The following is a 17,831-nucleotide window of genomic DNA, read 5'->3' as shown; positions in this document are numbered from 1 at the left end:
GCGCGGCTTAGCCGCGCCCCACGAAACCTGAAAATAGCGAGTGCGGAGAGCAGGAAGAAGCTCCTGAAATTGATTTTTAATAACGAAAAAAGTCCCATAAAATATGAGACTTTTTGTATGGGTATGTAAAATTTCTTAATAATCTGCATTTGATGTTTCTTCACCAATGTTCCAGGTAAGTCCGAAACGCAGGGTATTGTCCAATGCCGTGTTAATTTTGGATACATTGATAAGGTATGAGATGTCAAGACCGAAAGAACGGTATTTTAATCCGATACCTGCCGTAGCAAACTGTCTTGCTCCCTGCTCTTCACTTTCGTGGAAATAACCGGTTCTTACAGCGAAAGCATTGTCATAAGAATACTCTAATGCACCACTGTACATGATGGTACTGCAAATTAAGCAGTATAGGTAGCGGAGGGTTTATCATAGAGTTTCAAAAATAAGTAAAGGTATTTAGATCGTATAAAGATTTAAGGGGGTATCCGGATTCGGATACCTTTTTTTATTGTAAAATACAGTAATTAATTAACGCTGTACAAATTATCATCATACAAATTAAAACAGACAGAGGTGTATAACAAAGATTTACGGGCGGTTTCGGCCCGAACAATTCTTAGTTAAAAAAAGCAGTGAAAGGGGAATATAAGATTCAAGCCAACTTCTATAGCAAATTAAGAAAAAGCTATAAAAATTTATTAGGTAAATACTATTAAAATCAAGAATAAAACAACGTTATTTGAATGGAGTCTATTCAGGAAAATTCAATAAAAATTTAAGCAGGTCTTCAAGAGGGAATTTGAATAAATTTAAACCGCTTAATTGTTTTATTTTTATTATTTTTGAAATTCACTCAACTGATATAATTATGGTTACCGCTAAAAGTTATCTTACAGGATTAATGTGCGCAATCGGTTGCATTAATTTTGATTTTGTTATTGCCCAAAAAACAATTCAGGTAAGCAATACCCTTAGTTTTCCCAGAAAAGAAGTGGTTGCCGTTCCTGTCTCCCGGTTAAAGCCATTTTTAAAGAAAAACAAGGGATCCGATCTCAGAATCAAGGACTCAGACAATAATCCGGTTCTGATACAATGGATTGACAACAACGGAGACGGAAACAATGATGAGTTGCTTTTTCAGGCGAAAATTGAAGGAAACCAGAAAGCAGTTTATACAGTATCAGCTGAGCCGGGAATACCATTCCCTGAAAGTGAAATCTCAACCTACTCCAGGCTGGTTCCGGAGCGGGTAGATGATTATGCCTGGGAAAATGATAAAATAGCGTTCAGGATGTATGGGCCGAAAGGGCAGCAGGAAGCATTGCAGGGAATAAAAAGCAGCACACTCTCCAGCGGCGTGGATATTTGGCTGAAAAGAACGAAGTTTCCGGTAATTAACAAATGGTATAAAGGATATCTTACCGATCCCCTATATTATCATAAAGATACAAGAGGTGAGGGCTACGATCCTTACCACGTCGGAAACAGCCGTGGAACCGGCGGAATCGGAATCTGGGTTAATGAAAAGCTGCAGGTTTCACAGAATTTTGTTTCCTCCAGAATGATTGCGGAAGGCCCGCTTCGTACGGTTTTTGAACTAACCTATGAACCGTGGAGCGAATTTGGAGTGCGGGAAACCAAGATAATTTCACTGAATCTCGGCTCAAATTTTTCAAGATTTGAATCACATTTTACTGTTAAAAAAACGGTTCCCAACTATACCATCGGAATAACTTTACATAAAAACGGAGGTGGAGCAAAATTGAATGATAAAGCAGGCTATTATCTTCACTGGGAAAAAATTGATGACGCTTTTGTAGGGGAAGGTATTGTTGTGGATCCGAGTATTGTTGAAAAATCAATAGCTTTCCGGTCGGATATTCCGGATGAAAGCAATCTCTATGTCATCACGAAGCCACAAAACAAGCTGGTTTATTATGCCGGGTTTGCATGGCAGAAAAGCGGTGATATCCAAACGCAGCAGGACTGGGAAAAGATGCTGATAAAACAATCCCAAATTATTAAAAATCCTTTAATTATAAACGTTAAATAAATGATGAAACTGAATATTTGTACACTTGCTCTTGGATTATTTACCTTACCTATTTCCGCTCAGGTAAAAAAAGATACACTGGCCGAAAAAATGCTGCTGTATCAGCTTCCTGTAGGCGGATGGGGAAAACAGCTGGAAGATAAATCGGTGGTGAATTACAATTTGCCGGTCGATAAAAATCTTTTAAAAAAGATAAAAGCAACAGGTGATGATCACGCCACCATAGATAACAACGCAACATCAAAGGAAATCAATACTTTGATAAAAGCCTATTCCGAAACAAAAAATCCGGATTACCTGAAATCCGCAGAAAAAGGAATTCGTTATCTGCTTACCATGCAGTATGAAAACGGAGGTTTCCCTCAATATTTTCCGAATAAAGGTTTGTACAGAAAGCAGATTACCTTTAATGACAATGCCATGATTAATGCGTTAACGGTCCTTTACAACACAGCAGAAGGGAAAAATGATTTTATCGCCGTAGATGAAAAACTGAAAGAACAATCTAAAAAGGCCGTAAAAAAAGGAATTGAATGCATTTTAAAAGCACAGGTTCTTCAGAACGGGAAACCGACGATCTGGGCAGACCAGTACAATGAAATTACCCTGCAGCCGGATAAAGCAAGAGCTTTTGAACCCATTTCCCTGGCCACCGCAGAATCGGTAGGAATCGTAAGATTTCTGATGCTGCAGCCGGTAACGCCTGAAATTGAAAAGTCTGTGAAATCCGCCGTACAGTGGTTTACCGAAAATGATATTGAAGGCTACAGTTACAATGTCGTTAAACAAAACGGAAAAACGGTGCGGGTTCTTGCGGAAGACAAAAATTCTGTTATCTGGGCAAGGTTTTATGATATACATGATAACCGTCCTCTGTTTGGTGACCGCGACGGAAGTGTAAAATACAATTACAATGAAGTTTCCGAAGAAAGAAGAAATGGCTATAGCTGGTTTGGTGATTTTGCAAAAAAGCTGATTGATAAAGAATATCCGAAATGGCTGGATAAAAATAAACTTTCCCGGTAAAGAATCTTTTTGTATTGCTAAAAATAACCGCGCGGGCTGAGAATCAGCCCGCGCGGTTTTTATAATCAGCGTTTAAATTCCTAAAAAGTATCGCAGATATTTCCGCCTAATGTGGCACCGGCTTTTGCCGTAACATCAGCCTTTACATCAGAAGCATTAAGCTTGTTGATAGAATAAGGCGGCGTAAATGCAGTCCCGCTTCCGGACGTGTTTCCGGTTACGTTTACAAAGCTGTTTCCGGTTTGAGTCACTGCAGTATATCCGCTCATGAGATTGATCGGTTCTTTTACATTTTCGAAAGCATTTCTTTCCACCAGAATATTCGCCTGAACGCCTGCAGCAATACATTTATTGCTTACCGAACTGTTGAAGTAGCTGTTAAGAATATGGATCTTTCCGTATCTCACCCTCGGCATACGTTCTTTGCATCCCGGTGCCCACCAGCATCTTACGAAAGTTACATTTAACTTTCCTGCATCTGCGGTGGCGCCGTCACTGGAACCGATCAGATTAGAAAACCTGTGATCATCTGTTCCTCCTGATCCTCCGGGTTTGGGAGCTTTCAGATAATGGAATTTGGTATACGAAACAGTCACGAAATCCGATTTGTTTTTAATATCGAAATTTCCGTCTACACCGTCCCGGAATTCACAGTGGTCGATCCATACATTGCGGCAGTCGTCGAGAATGGCGTTGTCCCACCCGTCGGTATCATACGCTCCCGGACCTTCAAAAATAAGGTTTCGGATGATGATATTGTTGCATCTTTTAATGTTGATGATTCCTGATCCATCTTTGGTCTGGTTGGTGGAAACCAGTTTGGCGCCGCTGGCTCCGTAGATGGTTTTTCCTGTTTGATCCTGAAAAGATAATCTGGCAGTAATCGTTATGGTTCCGGTAACTTTAATAACTTTTACCGCCGTATTTTCAATCGCCGATTTTAGCTGAGCATAGGTTGACACCGTTGTTTCTGCAGCGGTTCCGCCACCGGTAGTTCCGCCGTTTTGGGAAGCCCATCCCGGTGCAACACAATTGGCTAAAGGAACAATAGCATCTACCGCCATTTCATTGCTGATTTCAGTTGGGTTCTCTGCAAGATCAGATTTCAGGTCTTCCTGTCCGCAGCTTGTTAAAGCAAAAATTGAACTCAGGGCTGCCATGAGAAAAGCAGCTTTTGTTTTTGTTTTCATAGTAGTAATATTTGTTGTTAATTTCAATTCAAAATTACCACTTTACTATTTATTTGTTTTATATTTTAAACTATCAATATTTATATAATTATAATGTTGATTATTTTTTATGTTCAATCGGTTGCATATTATTTATTTAAAAATAAATGTATTTGTTAAATTGAATAAAATATGCATTGAATTATTATTTAAATTAACAGAGTGATTTTATTTGATAAAATCTTCCCGGAAAGGCGCAAAAGCATCAATCAGCTTTCCTTCTTCAAGACATTTAACGCCATGAAAAACATTAGGTTGTGCAAAGAATCCGTCACCTGCCTTCAGTATTTTGGTCTCACCATCAACCGTTACTTCAAAGCTTCCCGAAGCAACATAGGTGGTCTGTGAATGAAAATGATGATGTAAAGCCCCTACTGCATCTTTTTCAAATTTTACAATCACCATCATGATCTGTGAATTGTAGCCCACAAATTGTCTTGAAACACCGGCTCCCAGATCTTCCCAATCAGAATTTCCGTCGAAAAAGGCTTCTTTTTTAAAATTCATTTCAGATTTTTTTAGTTAATTTCTTATTTGATAAACTTTTCCAGTCCGGTTTTCATATTTTTCAAAGAATCAGCAGCAATTTTCGCTTCCAGGTCTGCTCCCAATTTAGATAAATGCGTATCATCTGCTTTGCCTTTAGGATAATACGGCTCTTCACCTTCTTTGAAATGGAGGTGCAGCTTTTTCGAATTTTCAGGACCATAATAAATTTCCAGCTGTTCGGTAAGCAGCTGCATGTCTACGAAAGGAACATTCAGATCATCGGCAACCATTCTTACCACCAGAGGATATTCTTTGTGGGTATCTATCAATACGCCGTTTTCGTTAAAATTTCTTCTTACAATGGAAGTCATTAAAATAGGGATTGCTCCTTTTGCTCTTGTTTCCTTCACATATCTTTCAAGATTGGCTCTGTATTGCGTGTACGGATTGGTAAATTTTGTGGAGTCTTTCACCTTCTGATCATTATGCCCAAACTGTATAATAACGAAATCTCCCTTTTTCAGCTGCTTTTCGATGGTATTCCATCTACCCTCGGTTCTGAAGCTTTTGGAACTTCTTCCATTCATTGCATGATTCTGAATTTCAATCCCTGTCGTAAAAAATTGGTTTAAAACCTGTCCCCATCCATGCTCCGGGTTTTTGTCAGGATTTTCCTTATTAGCCATTGTGGAATCGCCTATCAGGAATAAAGTCGGCTTTTTCTGTGCCATCATGAATGTTGAAATTATGATGCTGAATAGTAAAAGTATTTTTTTCATTTTAAATAAATTTAATTTTTAAGGCGATAAGCAATATATTCCATTACTCATGATTAGGATTCCAGCCAGCGAAAATCTTCTCCAGTGTGTAATTTTTCAGATCTTTTTTAGTCAACTGATGAGACCATCTTACCCGCTTTGAAGTGTTGCCACCGTTTCCTTTGCTTCCGAACTCTGCGTAATAAGCTGTTCTTTCTTTATCAGGAAACATCTTGTCTCCCTTCCACGGATTCCAGCCTTCGGGAACAATATGATTTCCCATTTCGGTACTGATAAAAACCGTTTTGGCGTAAGGTCTCCAGGGCCTTCCCAAAAAAACTTTGGTAATACCTTCTTTGGCGATCAGCCTGCAATCCAAAAAAACAAAACCATATTTCCTGTCTGGTTCCGTTGCAGCAGCCGTGATGTAAGAGTCGGCTAAACTTTTAATGGTGCAGTTTTTAAAAACCGCTGTGGCCTGCCCGAAAATAAAATCGGTCGTACCTTCTATAAAACAGTTTTCAAAATACTGCCTGCTGTGGTTTGTTGCACAATATACCGTATCCTGACACCCCAGAATATTTGAATTTCTGATGATAAATCGGTCGCCTTCCACATGCAATGCAACTGCCTGTCCTTCATTGCATGAAGAATTCTGAATCGTTAGATTGCTTATTTGTATATCATCACCCATTACCAGCAACGTATAAGAATTGAAGGTTGTCATTTTTTCATTGGACGAATCCTGTTTTCCTGAGAAATCATTGTTGGTGATCATCGTATTGTCTTTATTTTCACCTTCTAATGTGATTTTATGTTTTGATGAAGGGATCACAATTTTCTCATGGTATGTTCCTGGTTTTATATAAATCAGTGCTTCCGCCGGACCAAGATCCCTTATAGAATTGATCGCTTTTTGAACCGAGGTAAAATCGCCGCTTCCGTCTTTGGCAACGGTAATTTTTACATACGGATCATTTTCGGCAAAAAGAAAATTTGCTGTGGAAATAAAGAGAATTAAAAATAATTTTTTCATTGGGTTGATTATTTTTATAAAGCTTGTTTTTTGTTTAACATTAAGAAATTTAGTTAAATAGGTAAATGAAATTGAGAAATCAATAGATTGATTTAGGTTAAAATTTTTTAAGATTGCATTGTCTTAATTTTCTTAATGTTAAAAATACTTTTCAAATGTAAGCCGACTCATAATCTTTATCATTTCAAAACTTTATTTAAAAAATTAACAGTCAGATTCAGGGTTTCCGTAAACCAAGGTTCTGCCGACCAGAAAGAGTGCGGTGAATCTTTAATCTCATGAAATTCTGTTGGAATATTGTATTGCTTTAGCCTTTTCATCATATCATCTCTTCCTGCATGAAATCTCGGTTGCGAGCTGTTAATGAAAAGAGTTGGCGGTGTATTTTTATCAACATATTCCAAAGGTGAAGCGGCTGTCCAGTTTTTCAAATTGACATCTCGGTCGCCATCCAGCCAGTACGCTGCATAGGTGCTTTCTTCGGCTTCAGGATGAATAAATGAAACAATTCCGTCTATATTCACGATGGCCTGGATTTTATTCTGTGGTTTTACACCCACCAAAGTGGCCATTTGTGCTCCCGCAGATTCTCCGTACACGGCTATTTTCCTTTTATCTAAAGCATATTTTTTATGATTTTTTTTCAGCCATTGGATTCCGTTTTCGATATCTTCCACACCGGCAGGAAATTTTGCGACATCTGCCAAACGGTAGCCAATCGCGATCACAACAAATCCTTTTGAAGCCAGCTCCATGGCCATATATTTTTCATTTTCCCTGCTTCCGGAAATCCATCCACCACCATGCACCATTGCTATTCCGGGATGTTTTTTAGATTGGTCTTTGGGATAATAAATATCTGCTTTTAAAGAAATTCCGTTGATATTCTTGTATTCTACGTCTTTATCAATGTTGATATTTTGAGGAACCGGTCTTTCAATCGGGGTTAAAAAAGAATATTTCTTTTTTAGTTTTTCAAACGTAATTTCGTTGGTATAAGGAGTGGCATTCGGCCTTTTTACCTGTCCGAATGCCATTGTCCCCATTAAAAAAATAGAAATATAAGTATGTTTTCTGTTAAAAATCATGTTGTCAAGTTTTAAATTTTAAACCATTAAGAAGATTAAAGAGGTTAAGTTTTATTAAGAAAATCATGATGATTTTTTATCTTAATATAAAGCTGTCTTACATATTCTTAACAGCTTAATTAATCTCAATGGTTTAAATTATTGATACATTATTTAACTGCATTTTTCGATACATCTTCACCAATGAAAAGTAAATTCCTGTCAGACACAATTTCTTTCGGTAACAAAACTGCTTCCGTTTTATCTCCTAAAACTTTTACGTAAGGTTTGTTTGAAGACTCAAATTTTACCGTTGAAAGGTTGATGTTTTTACTGTTATAAATCGTTGCCCCCGTTCCTTCAGTGTATTTCAGCTTTACATTTTTAAGTTGGATTCCGTCTGCGTCTGCAATGGTTAAAGCTTTTTTTGTTTCAAACTGCGAATCTTCAATCACAATATTTTTGAGGTTCATTTCTGCAAGCCCGAATAAAGTTATGGCTTCATCAGAATTGACGGCATTGATGTTTTTAAAGAAAATATTCCTGAATACCGGTGTTTTTTCCGTTACCGGAAACACTTTTTCAGGGGTTTTGTTTCCTTCTTTTTTCTGTCCGTCTTCCAGCACGGGAGATGCGCCTTCGTAGAACATATTAAAACCGATCGTCTGTGTCGGAATGTTAATCATGTCGATATTTTTGATGTAAATATTCTCCACAATTCCGCCTCTTCCACGGGTTGTTTTAAAACGCAGCCCGATATCGGTACCGATGAAAGTACAGTCGGAAACATGAATATTTCTTGCGCCACCGGACATCTCGCTTCCGATCACAAACCCTCCGTGGCCATGGTACACCACATTATTTTTGATAATGACATTTTCGGTAGGCATTCCTCTTTTTCTTCCGTCCTCATCCTTCCCGGATTTGATGCAGATCGCATCATCACCAACATCGAATGTGTTATCGTAAATTAAAACATTTTTACAGGATTCTAAATCCACACCGTCTCCATTTTGGGAAAACCACGGATTTCTTACCGTAAGGTTTCTTAAAATAACATTGGAGCACATCAAAGGATGGAGGTTCCAGGCAGGAGAATTCTGGAAAGTCGGCCCGTCCAGCAGAACTTTGTCGCAGCCGACTAAGCTTACCATTACCGGTCTGAGAAAATCTTTTACGGTAATTAATTCATCTTTGGAAATTTTATCCGGAACATTAAAATTGGAGCTGCTTTCCAGTCCTTTTTTATAGCTTTCTGAAGGGTACCAGTTTTTGCCGTCGGAAGATACAATTCCACCGGATTTTACAATGTCTTTCCATTGGGATTCGGAAACTTTGCTTTTTTTAATAGCTCTCCACGCATCGCCGCTTCCGTCAATCACCCCTTTTCCTGTAATGGCGATGTTCGTCGCATTTTTTGCTGAAATAGGAGACTGGCAGCGAATGGTGTTGAGTCCTTCGAAACTTACGTCTAACAAAGGATAATCGTCTTTATCTTTACTGAAAACGATAAATGCACCTTCTTCCACATGAAGGTTAATATTGCTTTTAAGTACAATCGGACCGGTAAGCCACATTCCTCTCGGTACAACCAATTTTCCGCCGCCTTTTTTGCTTAATTCATCAATAGCTTTTCTGAAAGCCTCCGTATTTTTTACAGTGCCTCCGGAAATTCCTCCGAACTGCGTAATAGAAACCGTATTGGCAGGAAATGAGGTTTCCGTTACCTGAGGCATTTTAAACTCAATGTTTTTATAAATATCCTGGTTTTGGGCATATATCTGGCCTGAAAATAGTAAGGCTGCCGCCAAACCGATCATTTTTAGAGACTTCTTCATTTTATTTTTTTTGAGTTGTAATTATTTTTTTAAATTCCTGGTAAACCATTGAAGCAACCGCTTTTGCACCTTCCGGCTGAAAATGGGTATTGTCTTTCTGTCCTTTAGGGTAGGCTTCATAGGTGTTTTCAGGTAAATTCATAAAGTAATGATTCGTGGTGAAATCTTGTCCTTTGCTTGTAAAGTATTCCATGGACAATTTATTTAAATCAATGTACGGAACGTTCATTTCCAGTGCTACATCAATCGGAGCTTTTGCATATTCACCGTGAACATTCTGCAGCTTTCCGTCTTTCCACGGATAATTTCGGGCGACCGGTGTCAAAATAATGGGATTGGCCCCTTTTTGTTTTGTCTGGTCAACAAATAATCTTAAAAATTCTTTATATCCCTGAATATCAACATATCGTTCAGGATGCTTTTCTGAGCCGTCATTGTGGCCAAACTGCATTAGGACATAATCTCCGGGCTTCAAATGCTCATAAACGTACCTCCATCTTCCTTCCTGGAAAAAAGTTCTTGTGCTTCTTCCGCCATGCGCTCTGTCGATTACTGTTACAGAATCTGTTCTAATGGCAGGCTTTAAAGATGCTAGGCTGTCTTTTGCAAAAAACGGCTGAAAAGCCTGTCCCCAACCGGTAATGGGATAGCGTACTTTCATATAGTCTTTTCCGGGTTCATAGTCTCCCGTATAATCTGCCATAGTAGAATCTCCGATGAGGTAAATATGCGTAACTTTTTTATCGCGTTTTGCCGTTGTTTTCTGAACGTTGCTCTGTGAACCGCATCCTGACAACAGCAAAACGGCCAATAAAAATGAAACTATATAAAAAAAATTGTTGCTCATTGATATTTTAAAAATATTTATTTTGCGATCGGCCGGTGTTAATTTTTAGTTATTCTGAACCAGTCGAAATCGGCATATCCGCCACGAGGTGCTTTGGTTGTGCTTACACTGTACAGACCTACTTTAGCCCCGATCCATTTTCCGGGTTTTGCCTGAAAAGCTTCTCCTATTTTCATAAAGCTTTTTCCGTTTTCACTATAGCTGAACTGGCATAAACCGTTCGGTTTGCTCACATTTACCTTTAAATACACTTCGTTCCCTTTTAATTTTGTTTCCGCTACAATCTTTTCCTCACCGCCTTTCTCTGCTTTTTCAGCTTTTCTCAGCTGGATGTAAAATCCGTCCGGTTTGTTGGTGATAGCAAGAGAGGCATGATCTGCACCCATTACCAATAAGCCTGCGGTTTTCCCTTCTTTAGCATCTTCGGGAATCAATTTCACTTTCGTTGATGCTGTAAAATTTGGAGCCGGGAATTTCTGAGTTAATAAATTAGGCATTTTCCAAAGGTTTTTTTCGCCTTCGGGAACTTTTATAGAGAATAATCTTAAAAATTTCTGTCCCGGAAGTTTGGATGACCACACAATGTTTTCATTGGCGCTCCACTGCCATTGCAAGCCTAATTTTTCACCATCAAACTCATCGGTTTCCGGTGGGGCAACAGCAGGGTAGGATTGTCCTATGTTTGGTTTTTTATAGGTTAGAACCGGTTCCCCGATTCCGTTTCTATTGGTGTCGATTCCTATTTCAGGCCAGTCTTTTTCCCATCTCATCGGTTGAAGATGAACAATTCTTCCATACGTGTCAACATCCTGAAAATGATAAAACCAGTCTTCTCCGGAAGGCGTATCTACCCACGCGCCCTGATGAGGCCCGTTGATTTTTGTGGAACCCTGTTCAAGAACAATTTTTTCTTCGTAAGGGCCGTAAATATTTTTGGAACGTAATACCAATTGCCATCCGGTAGCAACTCCGCCTGCCGGGGCAAAAACGTAATAATAACCATTTCTTTTATACATTTTCGGGCCTTCTACGGTTGGGTGATTGTCGTGGCCGTCGAAGATATGAATGCCTTTATCCAATATTTTTGTTCCCTCCGGATTCATTTTGTTGAGAGTTAATATGCTTTTTACTCCGGCGCGGCTTCCCGCCCAGCCGTGAACCAAGTAGGCGTTGCCGTCTTCATCCCAGAACGGACAGGCATCAATCAGCCCTTTTCCTTCCATCACCAAAACAGGTTTTTCCCATTTCATCAGAGGATCTTTGGTTTTCACCATATAGATTCCGAAATCCGGATCGCCCCAGTAAATATAGTATTCACCTTTATGATAGCGCATACTCGGCGCCCAGATTCCATCACCTCTTCTCGGAACGGAAAAATATTCGGCGGGAAGAACATCTTCAACGGCATAATTGACCAGATTCCAGTTGACCATATCCTTGGAATGAAGAATGGGTAATCCCGGAGCTTCGTTGAAACTTGAAGCGGTCATGTAATAATCATTACCGACACGGATCACATCCGGATCTGAATAGTCTGCGTAAAGAATCGGGTTTTTATAATTTTTTCCCAGATCAGCCGCCCATACTTCTGAAACATAGTTTTTTTCCTGTGCATTCAGATAATTTGATGCTATTGAAAAAACGGTGACTGAAAGTATATTTAAAATTTTTTTTGTTCTCATAATCAGATCTTTAATCTGTATTCAATTTTTAACAAGATATTCGCAAACGGCAATAAATTATTTTTCAAATTCCAGACTTGCCAGAATAAATGGTCCTGTTCCTTTCGGATCGTTGGAACGGATTTCTTCGTTGATGTAGTATTCATAAGTTCCGCTTCGATACGGATTTCCTCCGAGACCGGCCACGGCGCAGCATCTGTTTAGATTGACCATTCCGTTTTCATCAACGGTGATTAAGTGCTTAATAATTCCGTTGTACCCTTTTTTAGCATAAGCGTCATAAGATTTCGGGAGATATTTTTTATTGACAGCTTTTTTCATCGTGTAAACGAACATGGATGAGCCGGTAGCTTCCAGATAATTTCCTTTTTCGCCGCCTTTATCCAAAACCTGATACCAAAGTCCGGTTTCCTGATCCTGAACTTTGATCACTGCGTCACAATATGATTTGAGGTAAGCAAGGATTCTTGTTCTCCCGGGATGATTCTGCGGAAGATAATCCAGTACGTCTACCATCGCCATTCCGTACCAACCCATAGCTCTTGACCAAAAGTTCGGGGATAGTCCGGTTTTCTTATCGGCCCACTGCTGTTCTCTGCTTTCATCCCATGCATGATAGAGTAGTCCTGTTTTTTTGTCGAGCAGATGCTTCTGGATAAGATCAAACTGATTCACGATGTCATTATACGCTTTTTCTGCATCTGCACCTTTGCTGAATATACTGGTATAATGAGCATAAAAAGGCTCTCCCATGTATAATCCATCCAGCCACATCTGATTAGGGTAAATTTGCTTGTGCCAGAAGCCTCCTTCTGAAGTTCTCGGCTGTCCATCAATCTGTGAGCGGAGCGTCTGCAATGCTTTCAGGTATTTTTCTTTTTTTTCTTTCTGGAATAAATACAAAAGAACGTTGCCGCAGTTCAGCATGTCGATATTGTATTTTGAGAGATCGTAGGAAAGAATAGTTCCGTCTTCTTTTACCATGGTTTCTCCAAATGTAGAGATGTATTGGTAATATTCTTGATTGCCAGTCTGTTCAAATAGTCTTTCGGCACCTTCCAGAACAATGGCGGTAGGATAGCTCCATTTCGGAGTTTTGTTATAATCCAGCATCCAGGCTTCGGGAAATCTTTTCATTTCGGAAAGAAGCATTCGCTGCGACCATGGAAGATTAACCGGGATTTTTTCTGTTGTGGTTACTGTTTTCGCTTCACCGGAATGGTGTAAGGGCTTTTGAGCGCAGGAGAAAAAGGTTCCTGAACATAAAGCCGTGATGGTGAAAATCTTAATATGGTTTTGAATTTTATTCATTTTTAAACTTTAAAGTTGATCGTTTTTTTTGGCATTTTTCATTATCATTTTAAACAAATTCAATTTCATCATACTTTTAATTTGATAAACCGTAAGTGTCATAGATATTAATTTTGAGCTTCGGTTATGCTTTGTACAATATCATTAAAATACATTTCAATATTATCGTAGCTTTTATCTAAATCTTTTCCGTTGGCATTGTATTTTTTTGGATCTAAATTGTTTTTGATTTCCCATTCGTCAGGCATTCCGTCCATATCTGAATCGGGGAGAGGCTGTCCGTTTTTCAGATCCGGAAATCCGCCTGCATCTTTCTGGGAATCAATAATTCCGTTTTTGCTTCCTTTGGATCCATTATGGGTAAAGCTTCCGTTTTTGAGATCTTTTAAAATTTGCTGATCGACGATATCCCTTCTAAAACTTGCTCCGGCAGTATTCAGAACTAACTTATAGGCTTCTTCAGCAGAATGGGTTTTTATATTGTTGTAGATATGATGCGGAGTGTTTATTCTGATCCTGTTTTTTTCTTCATCTGTTAAGCTGTAACGTTTCATCTGGCTAAAAACACCTTCTGTCCAGTTGTTTTTGGTAACTTCCGGGCTGCCTTCCATCACATTTCCATTTATATAGAATTTTCCCCAGATATTATATACTTCGACTTCCGGCTTTTCATTTTTATCGATAGCGGCAATTCTTTTTCTCGTTATCGTGGCCGGGCCTGGCTTATAATAGTTATTGACGATATTTACATTCATCGCTTCACCGCCGTATATGCTGTTGTGTCCCCAGTTGTAAATGACGTTATTTCTGAAATCAATAAGGTCTGTTAAAGCAAATTTGCTTCCTGCATATTCTCCCAATCTGGGATTTCTGCTGTCGTGATGGGCATAAACATTATGATGAAAAGACGCGAATTTCCCGCCTGCAATACCACCATATCCGTGAGCACCTTTCTGATGAACCGAATTTCTAAGGCTTTCTGAAATAATGCACCACTGAAGCGTTGTATTTTCATTGGCATATATGGAAACTGTTTCGTCGGTAGACCAGCTCATGGAACAGTGGTCAACGATTAAGTTTTTAATAAATCTTGCTCCTAAAGCGTCACCTTCATAATTTTTCAGATCACCCATTCTGAAACGCATATACCGGATAATGACGTTGTCTGCTGCTACAAAAGTTTCGTAGTTGGCCACTGTAATGCCGTCTCCAGGAGCGGTTTGCCCTGAAATGGTTACGTTTCCTTCACGTATTTTTAACGGAGATTCCAGATAAATGGTTCCTCCTGTTTTGAAAATGATATATCTCGGTCCTTTTTGATCCAGAGCATATCTTAAAGTTCCTTCCGAGCCGTCGTCCGTCAATTTTCTTACGAAATACACTTTACCGCTGCGTCCTCCGGTGGTGTATCTTCCGAACCCTTCAGCACCCGGAAAGCTAATGGCATTCTGGGCTTCTGCAACATTTGAAATGCTAAAAAAAATAGCTGTTAGTAAAAGTATGCGGAAGTTTTTTTTCATAACTGAGCATATTTGCTGATGAGCGGCTGAATTATTTTACATTTTTTTTAAAATTCCAGTTATCTTTTCCTTTTAGGATATTACCTGGGATATATTCTTTTGCTTCGGCCTTGCTCAGCTGATGTGACCAGCTGACTCTTGAGGCATCATTCGCTCCTGAACCTTTTGAATGATATTCTGCGTAAAAAGTCGTCTTTTCGGCATCCGGTTTATTCCAGTTGTGCCATCCTTCAGGTTTTATCGTTGAATTAAGCATACAATTGATATAAACCGTTTTGGCGAAAGACCTCCAGGGTCTTCCCAAGTATACGGAATGTTCTTTTGCATTGCCTGCAATATTACAGTTAATGAAAACAAACCCGAAATTGTTTTCCTTTGGAGTAGACGCTGCCGTTATGTAGCTTGCCGTTTCTTTGGAGTAGAGCGTACAGTTTTCAAAAACAGCGGTTCCGGCTCCGAAAATATAGTCGGTTGTGCCTTCGATGTAGCAATTTTTAAAATAATTTCTGGAAGGTTTTGTTTTATCTTCAAGATCCTGGGTTCCTTTTAAATATAAAGTGTCCTGATTTCCCAGAAACCTGCAGTTTTCAAAAGCAATTCTGTCGCCTGCCGTTAAAACTGCTACAGCCTGGCCGACTCTTCCGGCACTGTTTTCAAAGGAGATATTTTTAGCTGTGAAATCATTAGCATAAATAAATACGGTTGCAGATCCTGTAGTTCCGATATCTTTTCCTTCCTGATTTTTTTTAGAAGCAAAATCATCAAAGGTAATTATTGTTTTTTCAGGATCTTCACCTTCAAAAATAATAGGGCCTTTTGTCTCGGGAATAATGATTTTTTCTTTGTATGTTCCAGCTTTAATGAAAATTTTCGTTCTTTGGGAAGAACCATTTTCAACGATGTCCACAGCTTGCTGAATGGTATTGAAATTACCTTTCCCATCTTTTGAAACCACGATTAAGGTGTCGCCGGTTTTAAAAGAAAGAAAATTGAACGCTGCTGTGATAATAATTAAAAATGCTTTTAAATTTTTTAAAAATATGAGGCTTTTCATTACATCATTTTTGAGTTAAAATACAGACTTCCCCATTTGGCAGAAGCCTGTATTTCTGATATGAATGTGAAACTTTTTCTAGTATCCGTAATCCTGTGTAAGATTATAATTGGAATTAATTACATCTGCTGCAATAGGCAGAAGTTCTTTCCTGTTGGGCTGGAAATAATAGGCATAGCTTTTCACGGGATCTCCGCTGATGTAGGCCTGTGTCATGGCCAGTCTCCAGTTTACCTTGGTATATCCCGAAGGGGTTGCAATACTTTGGTTTGGACTGTAGAATATATCTGCTTTTGTAATTCCGTTGAGATAGAAATCAATATCCAGAACATTTTGCTGTGCTGTTTTTGCAGGGGCATAATTGGCAACACCGGAAGCTGGTTTTTTATAGAAAATATATTCCGGTACACTGGCGTAAGATCCTGTTCCGTTCATAAACTGGGTAAGTTTCTGTCTGGTCTCATTGATCTTTGTTTCCAGAAGATTCCAACGGATGAGGTCGTATTTTCTCAATCCTTCACCACCGAATTCCAGCATTCTTTCTTTTACGATATAATTAAAAAATCCGGGTTTATCAGTAGGAATAGTTCCAACCTGACCTAAATTCCCCGCATAAGCTCTCTGTCTTACGGCCATCACGGCATTGATTGCTTCCTGAGACGGACCGTTGTGCAGCTCATTATCAGCTTCGGCAAACATGAGGAGGATATCGGAATATCTCAACAGCGGCCAGTCAATCCCAAGATTTTGAGAAGTTCCTGTAATGGAAGTCCACGATTTTCTGAATTTACCGTCGTTCCAGTTGATTGACGTCTGAAGTTCTTCCTGTTTTGAGGTACTTACCCTGAAAATGGCAATATTTACATCTCTTCTCAGGTCATACTTTGTAAATTCATAAAAGTAAACCGGAATCGCATTAATACCACCTGAAGATTTCCAGTCTGTGTCATCATGTCTCAACCCATTATAATATCCTATTTTACTGTCTGTTCTTGAGTTTCCTCCAAATGCCCCGATCGCGTAAATAATTTCATTGGTCGCATCCGGAGTATTGGTATGCAGTGATCTGAATAATCCTTCATAGCTCGGGTTAAGCTGATGCTGGCCGGAATTGATGATGTCTTTACATTCATCGTAAGCAATCTGATAATATTTTTGAGGATTGGATCCCTGCATCATCATCTGAGGATTTCTTCTTAGCGAATATCCTCCTCTTGCCAAAGCGATTCTTGCTCTCAATCCCTTTACGGCTGCCTTAGAAATTCTTTGAGCAGTAGTACCGCCTTCTGATCTCCACGGAACCAGGCTTTCAGCTTTTAATAAATCGTCCAGAATTTTATCATAAATAATGTCTCTGTCTGTTTTAGCCAGATAAAGATCCGGAAGATCTGCAGAAGGAACATCCTGGAAAGGAACGTCGCCCCAGTTTTTGATAAGATCGTGATAAAAGTGAGCTCTTAGGGTCAGGGCTTCACCCAGATACCTGTTCATCATTTTTTTGTCTTCTTCAGAACCGTTTTGGAAAACCGGGGAAAGCGGAATGTTTTTAATTACAAGATTCGCTCTTTCAATACCGGCATAGGTATCAAGGAAAGGTCTAAGAAGTTCAGTATTGGTAGGAATGGCCCCGAAGCAGCTGACACCTCTTCTGTCGTTGGCATTATAATCTCCCGAAGTTCTCAGGTCGTCTCCCGATTGTGAGAGGATAAGGTTCATTCTCTGTCCGTAAGTATTGTCACCCATTGTGCTGTTGTACACTCCCACTAATGCGGAAAATGTATCAGAAACGGAATCAAACTGTTGTTCTTCAGCGGTATTGGATAAGCTTTCTACATCCAGATATTCTTCGCAGGAATTAAAAGATAAAAGCCCTGCAATGGAAAAAACGATTACTAAAAATGTATTTTTTTTCATGATAGTA

The 17,831-nt window shown here is 39.2% G+C and carries 14 protein-coding genes and 1 pseudogene; 2 read left to right on the top strand and 13 right to left on the bottom strand.

Going from position 1 to position 17,831, the window contains the following annotated elements:
* Positions 1–135: 135 nt before the first annotated feature.
* A pseudogene (locus SOP96_RS14645) lies at positions 136–390 on the bottom strand (type IX secretion system outer membrane channel protein PorV); the annotation flags it as partial.
* Positions 391–868: 478 nt separating this feature from the next.
* Here SOP96_RS14645 and SOP96_RS14640 point away from each other — a divergent pair.
* Positions 869–2,053 carry a DUF4861 family protein gene (locus tag SOP96_RS14640; RefSeq protein WP_326321672.1) on the top strand — a complete coding sequence of 395 codons (1,185 nt, stop codon included), beginning with the start codon at positions 869–871 and terminating at the stop codon, positions 2,051–2,053.
* Positions 2,054–3,079, top strand: a complete 1,026-nt coding sequence (gene pelA, locus SOP96_RS14635; RefSeq protein WP_326321671.1) for a pectate lyase — start codon at positions 2,054–2,056, stop codon at positions 3,077–3,079.
* Between the two features lie 80 nt (positions 3,080–3,159).
* Here pelA and SOP96_RS14630 read toward each other — a convergent pair whose 3' ends face one another.
* The 12 genes from SOP96_RS14630 to SOP96_RS14575 form a co-directional block, all read right to left on the bottom strand.
* The gene (locus SOP96_RS14630) at positions 3,160–4,269 is read right to left on the bottom strand and encodes a pectate lyase family protein (protein ID WP_326321670.1); all 1,110 of its coding nucleotides are present in this window, start codon (positions 4,267–4,269) and stop codon (positions 3,160–3,162) included.
* 207 nt (positions 4,270–4,476) lie between these two features.
* Positions 4,477–4,815, bottom strand: a complete 339-nt coding sequence (locus tag SOP96_RS14625; protein WP_326321669.1) for a cupin domain-containing protein — start codon at positions 4,813–4,815, stop codon at positions 4,477–4,479.
* A gap of 23 nt (positions 4,816–4,838) precedes the next feature.
* On the bottom strand, positions 4,839–5,576 hold the full coding sequence (locus SOP96_RS14620) for a rhamnogalacturonan acetylesterase (RefSeq protein ID WP_326321668.1): 738 nt from the start codon (positions 5,574–5,576) through the stop codon (positions 4,839–4,841).
* Between the two features lie 43 nt (positions 5,577–5,619).
* Positions 5,620–6,591 carry a pectinesterase family protein gene (locus SOP96_RS14615; protein ID WP_326321667.1) on the bottom strand — a complete coding sequence of 324 codons (972 nt, stop codon included), beginning with the start codon at positions 6,589–6,591 and terminating at the stop codon, positions 5,620–5,622.
* 179 nt (positions 6,592–6,770) lie between these two features.
* Positions 6,771–7,679, bottom strand: a complete 909-nt coding sequence (locus tag SOP96_RS14610) for an alpha/beta hydrolase (protein ID WP_326321666.1) — start codon at positions 7,677–7,679, stop codon at positions 6,771–6,773.
* Positions 7,680–7,828: 149 nt separating this feature from the next.
* Entirely contained in the window at positions 7,829–9,496 is a 1,668-nt protein-coding gene (locus SOP96_RS14605; protein WP_326321665.1) for a glycoside hydrolase family 28 protein, read from the bottom strand.
* A gap of 1 nt (position 9,497) precedes the next feature.
* Positions 9,498–10,343: a rhamnogalacturonan acetylesterase gene (locus SOP96_RS14600; RefSeq protein WP_326321664.1), complete on the bottom strand. Its 846-nt coding sequence runs from the start codon at positions 10,341–10,343 to the stop codon at positions 9,498–9,500.
* Between the two features lie 38 nt (positions 10,344–10,381).
* Positions 10,382–12,025 carry a glycoside hydrolase family 43 protein gene (locus SOP96_RS14595; protein ID WP_326321663.1) on the bottom strand — a complete coding sequence of 548 codons (1,644 nt, stop codon included), beginning with the start codon at positions 12,023–12,025 and terminating at the stop codon, positions 10,382–10,384.
* 57 nt (positions 12,026–12,082) lie between these two features.
* On the bottom strand, positions 12,083–13,336 hold the full coding sequence (locus SOP96_RS14590) for a glycoside hydrolase family 88/105 protein (protein ID WP_326321662.1): 1,254 nt from the start codon (positions 13,334–13,336) through the stop codon (positions 12,083–12,085).
* 107 nt (positions 13,337–13,443) lie between these two features.
* Complete coding sequence (locus SOP96_RS14585) at positions 13,444–14,856, bottom strand: pectate lyase family protein (protein WP_326321661.1); 1,413 nt, start codon at positions 14,854–14,856, stop codon at positions 13,444–13,446.
* Between the two features lie 31 nt (positions 14,857–14,887).
* Positions 14,888–15,910: a pectinesterase family protein gene (locus SOP96_RS14580; protein WP_326321660.1), complete on the bottom strand. Its 1,023-nt coding sequence runs from the start codon at positions 15,908–15,910 to the stop codon at positions 14,888–14,890.
* A gap of 78 nt (positions 15,911–15,988) precedes the next feature.
* A complete protein-coding gene (locus tag SOP96_RS14575; RefSeq protein ID WP_326321659.1) occupies positions 15,989–17,824 on the bottom strand; it encodes a RagB/SusD family nutrient uptake outer membrane protein in 1,836 nt (611 codons plus the stop codon).
* Between the last annotated feature and the right edge of the window lie 7 nt (positions 17,825–17,831).

The organism is Chryseobacterium salviniae (genome assembly GCF_035819015.1).
GTDB lineage: Bacteria > Bacteroidota > Bacteroidia > Flavobacteriales > Weeksellaceae > Chryseobacterium > Chryseobacterium salviniae.
This window is presented reverse-complemented; position numbering and strand designations above follow the sequence as displayed.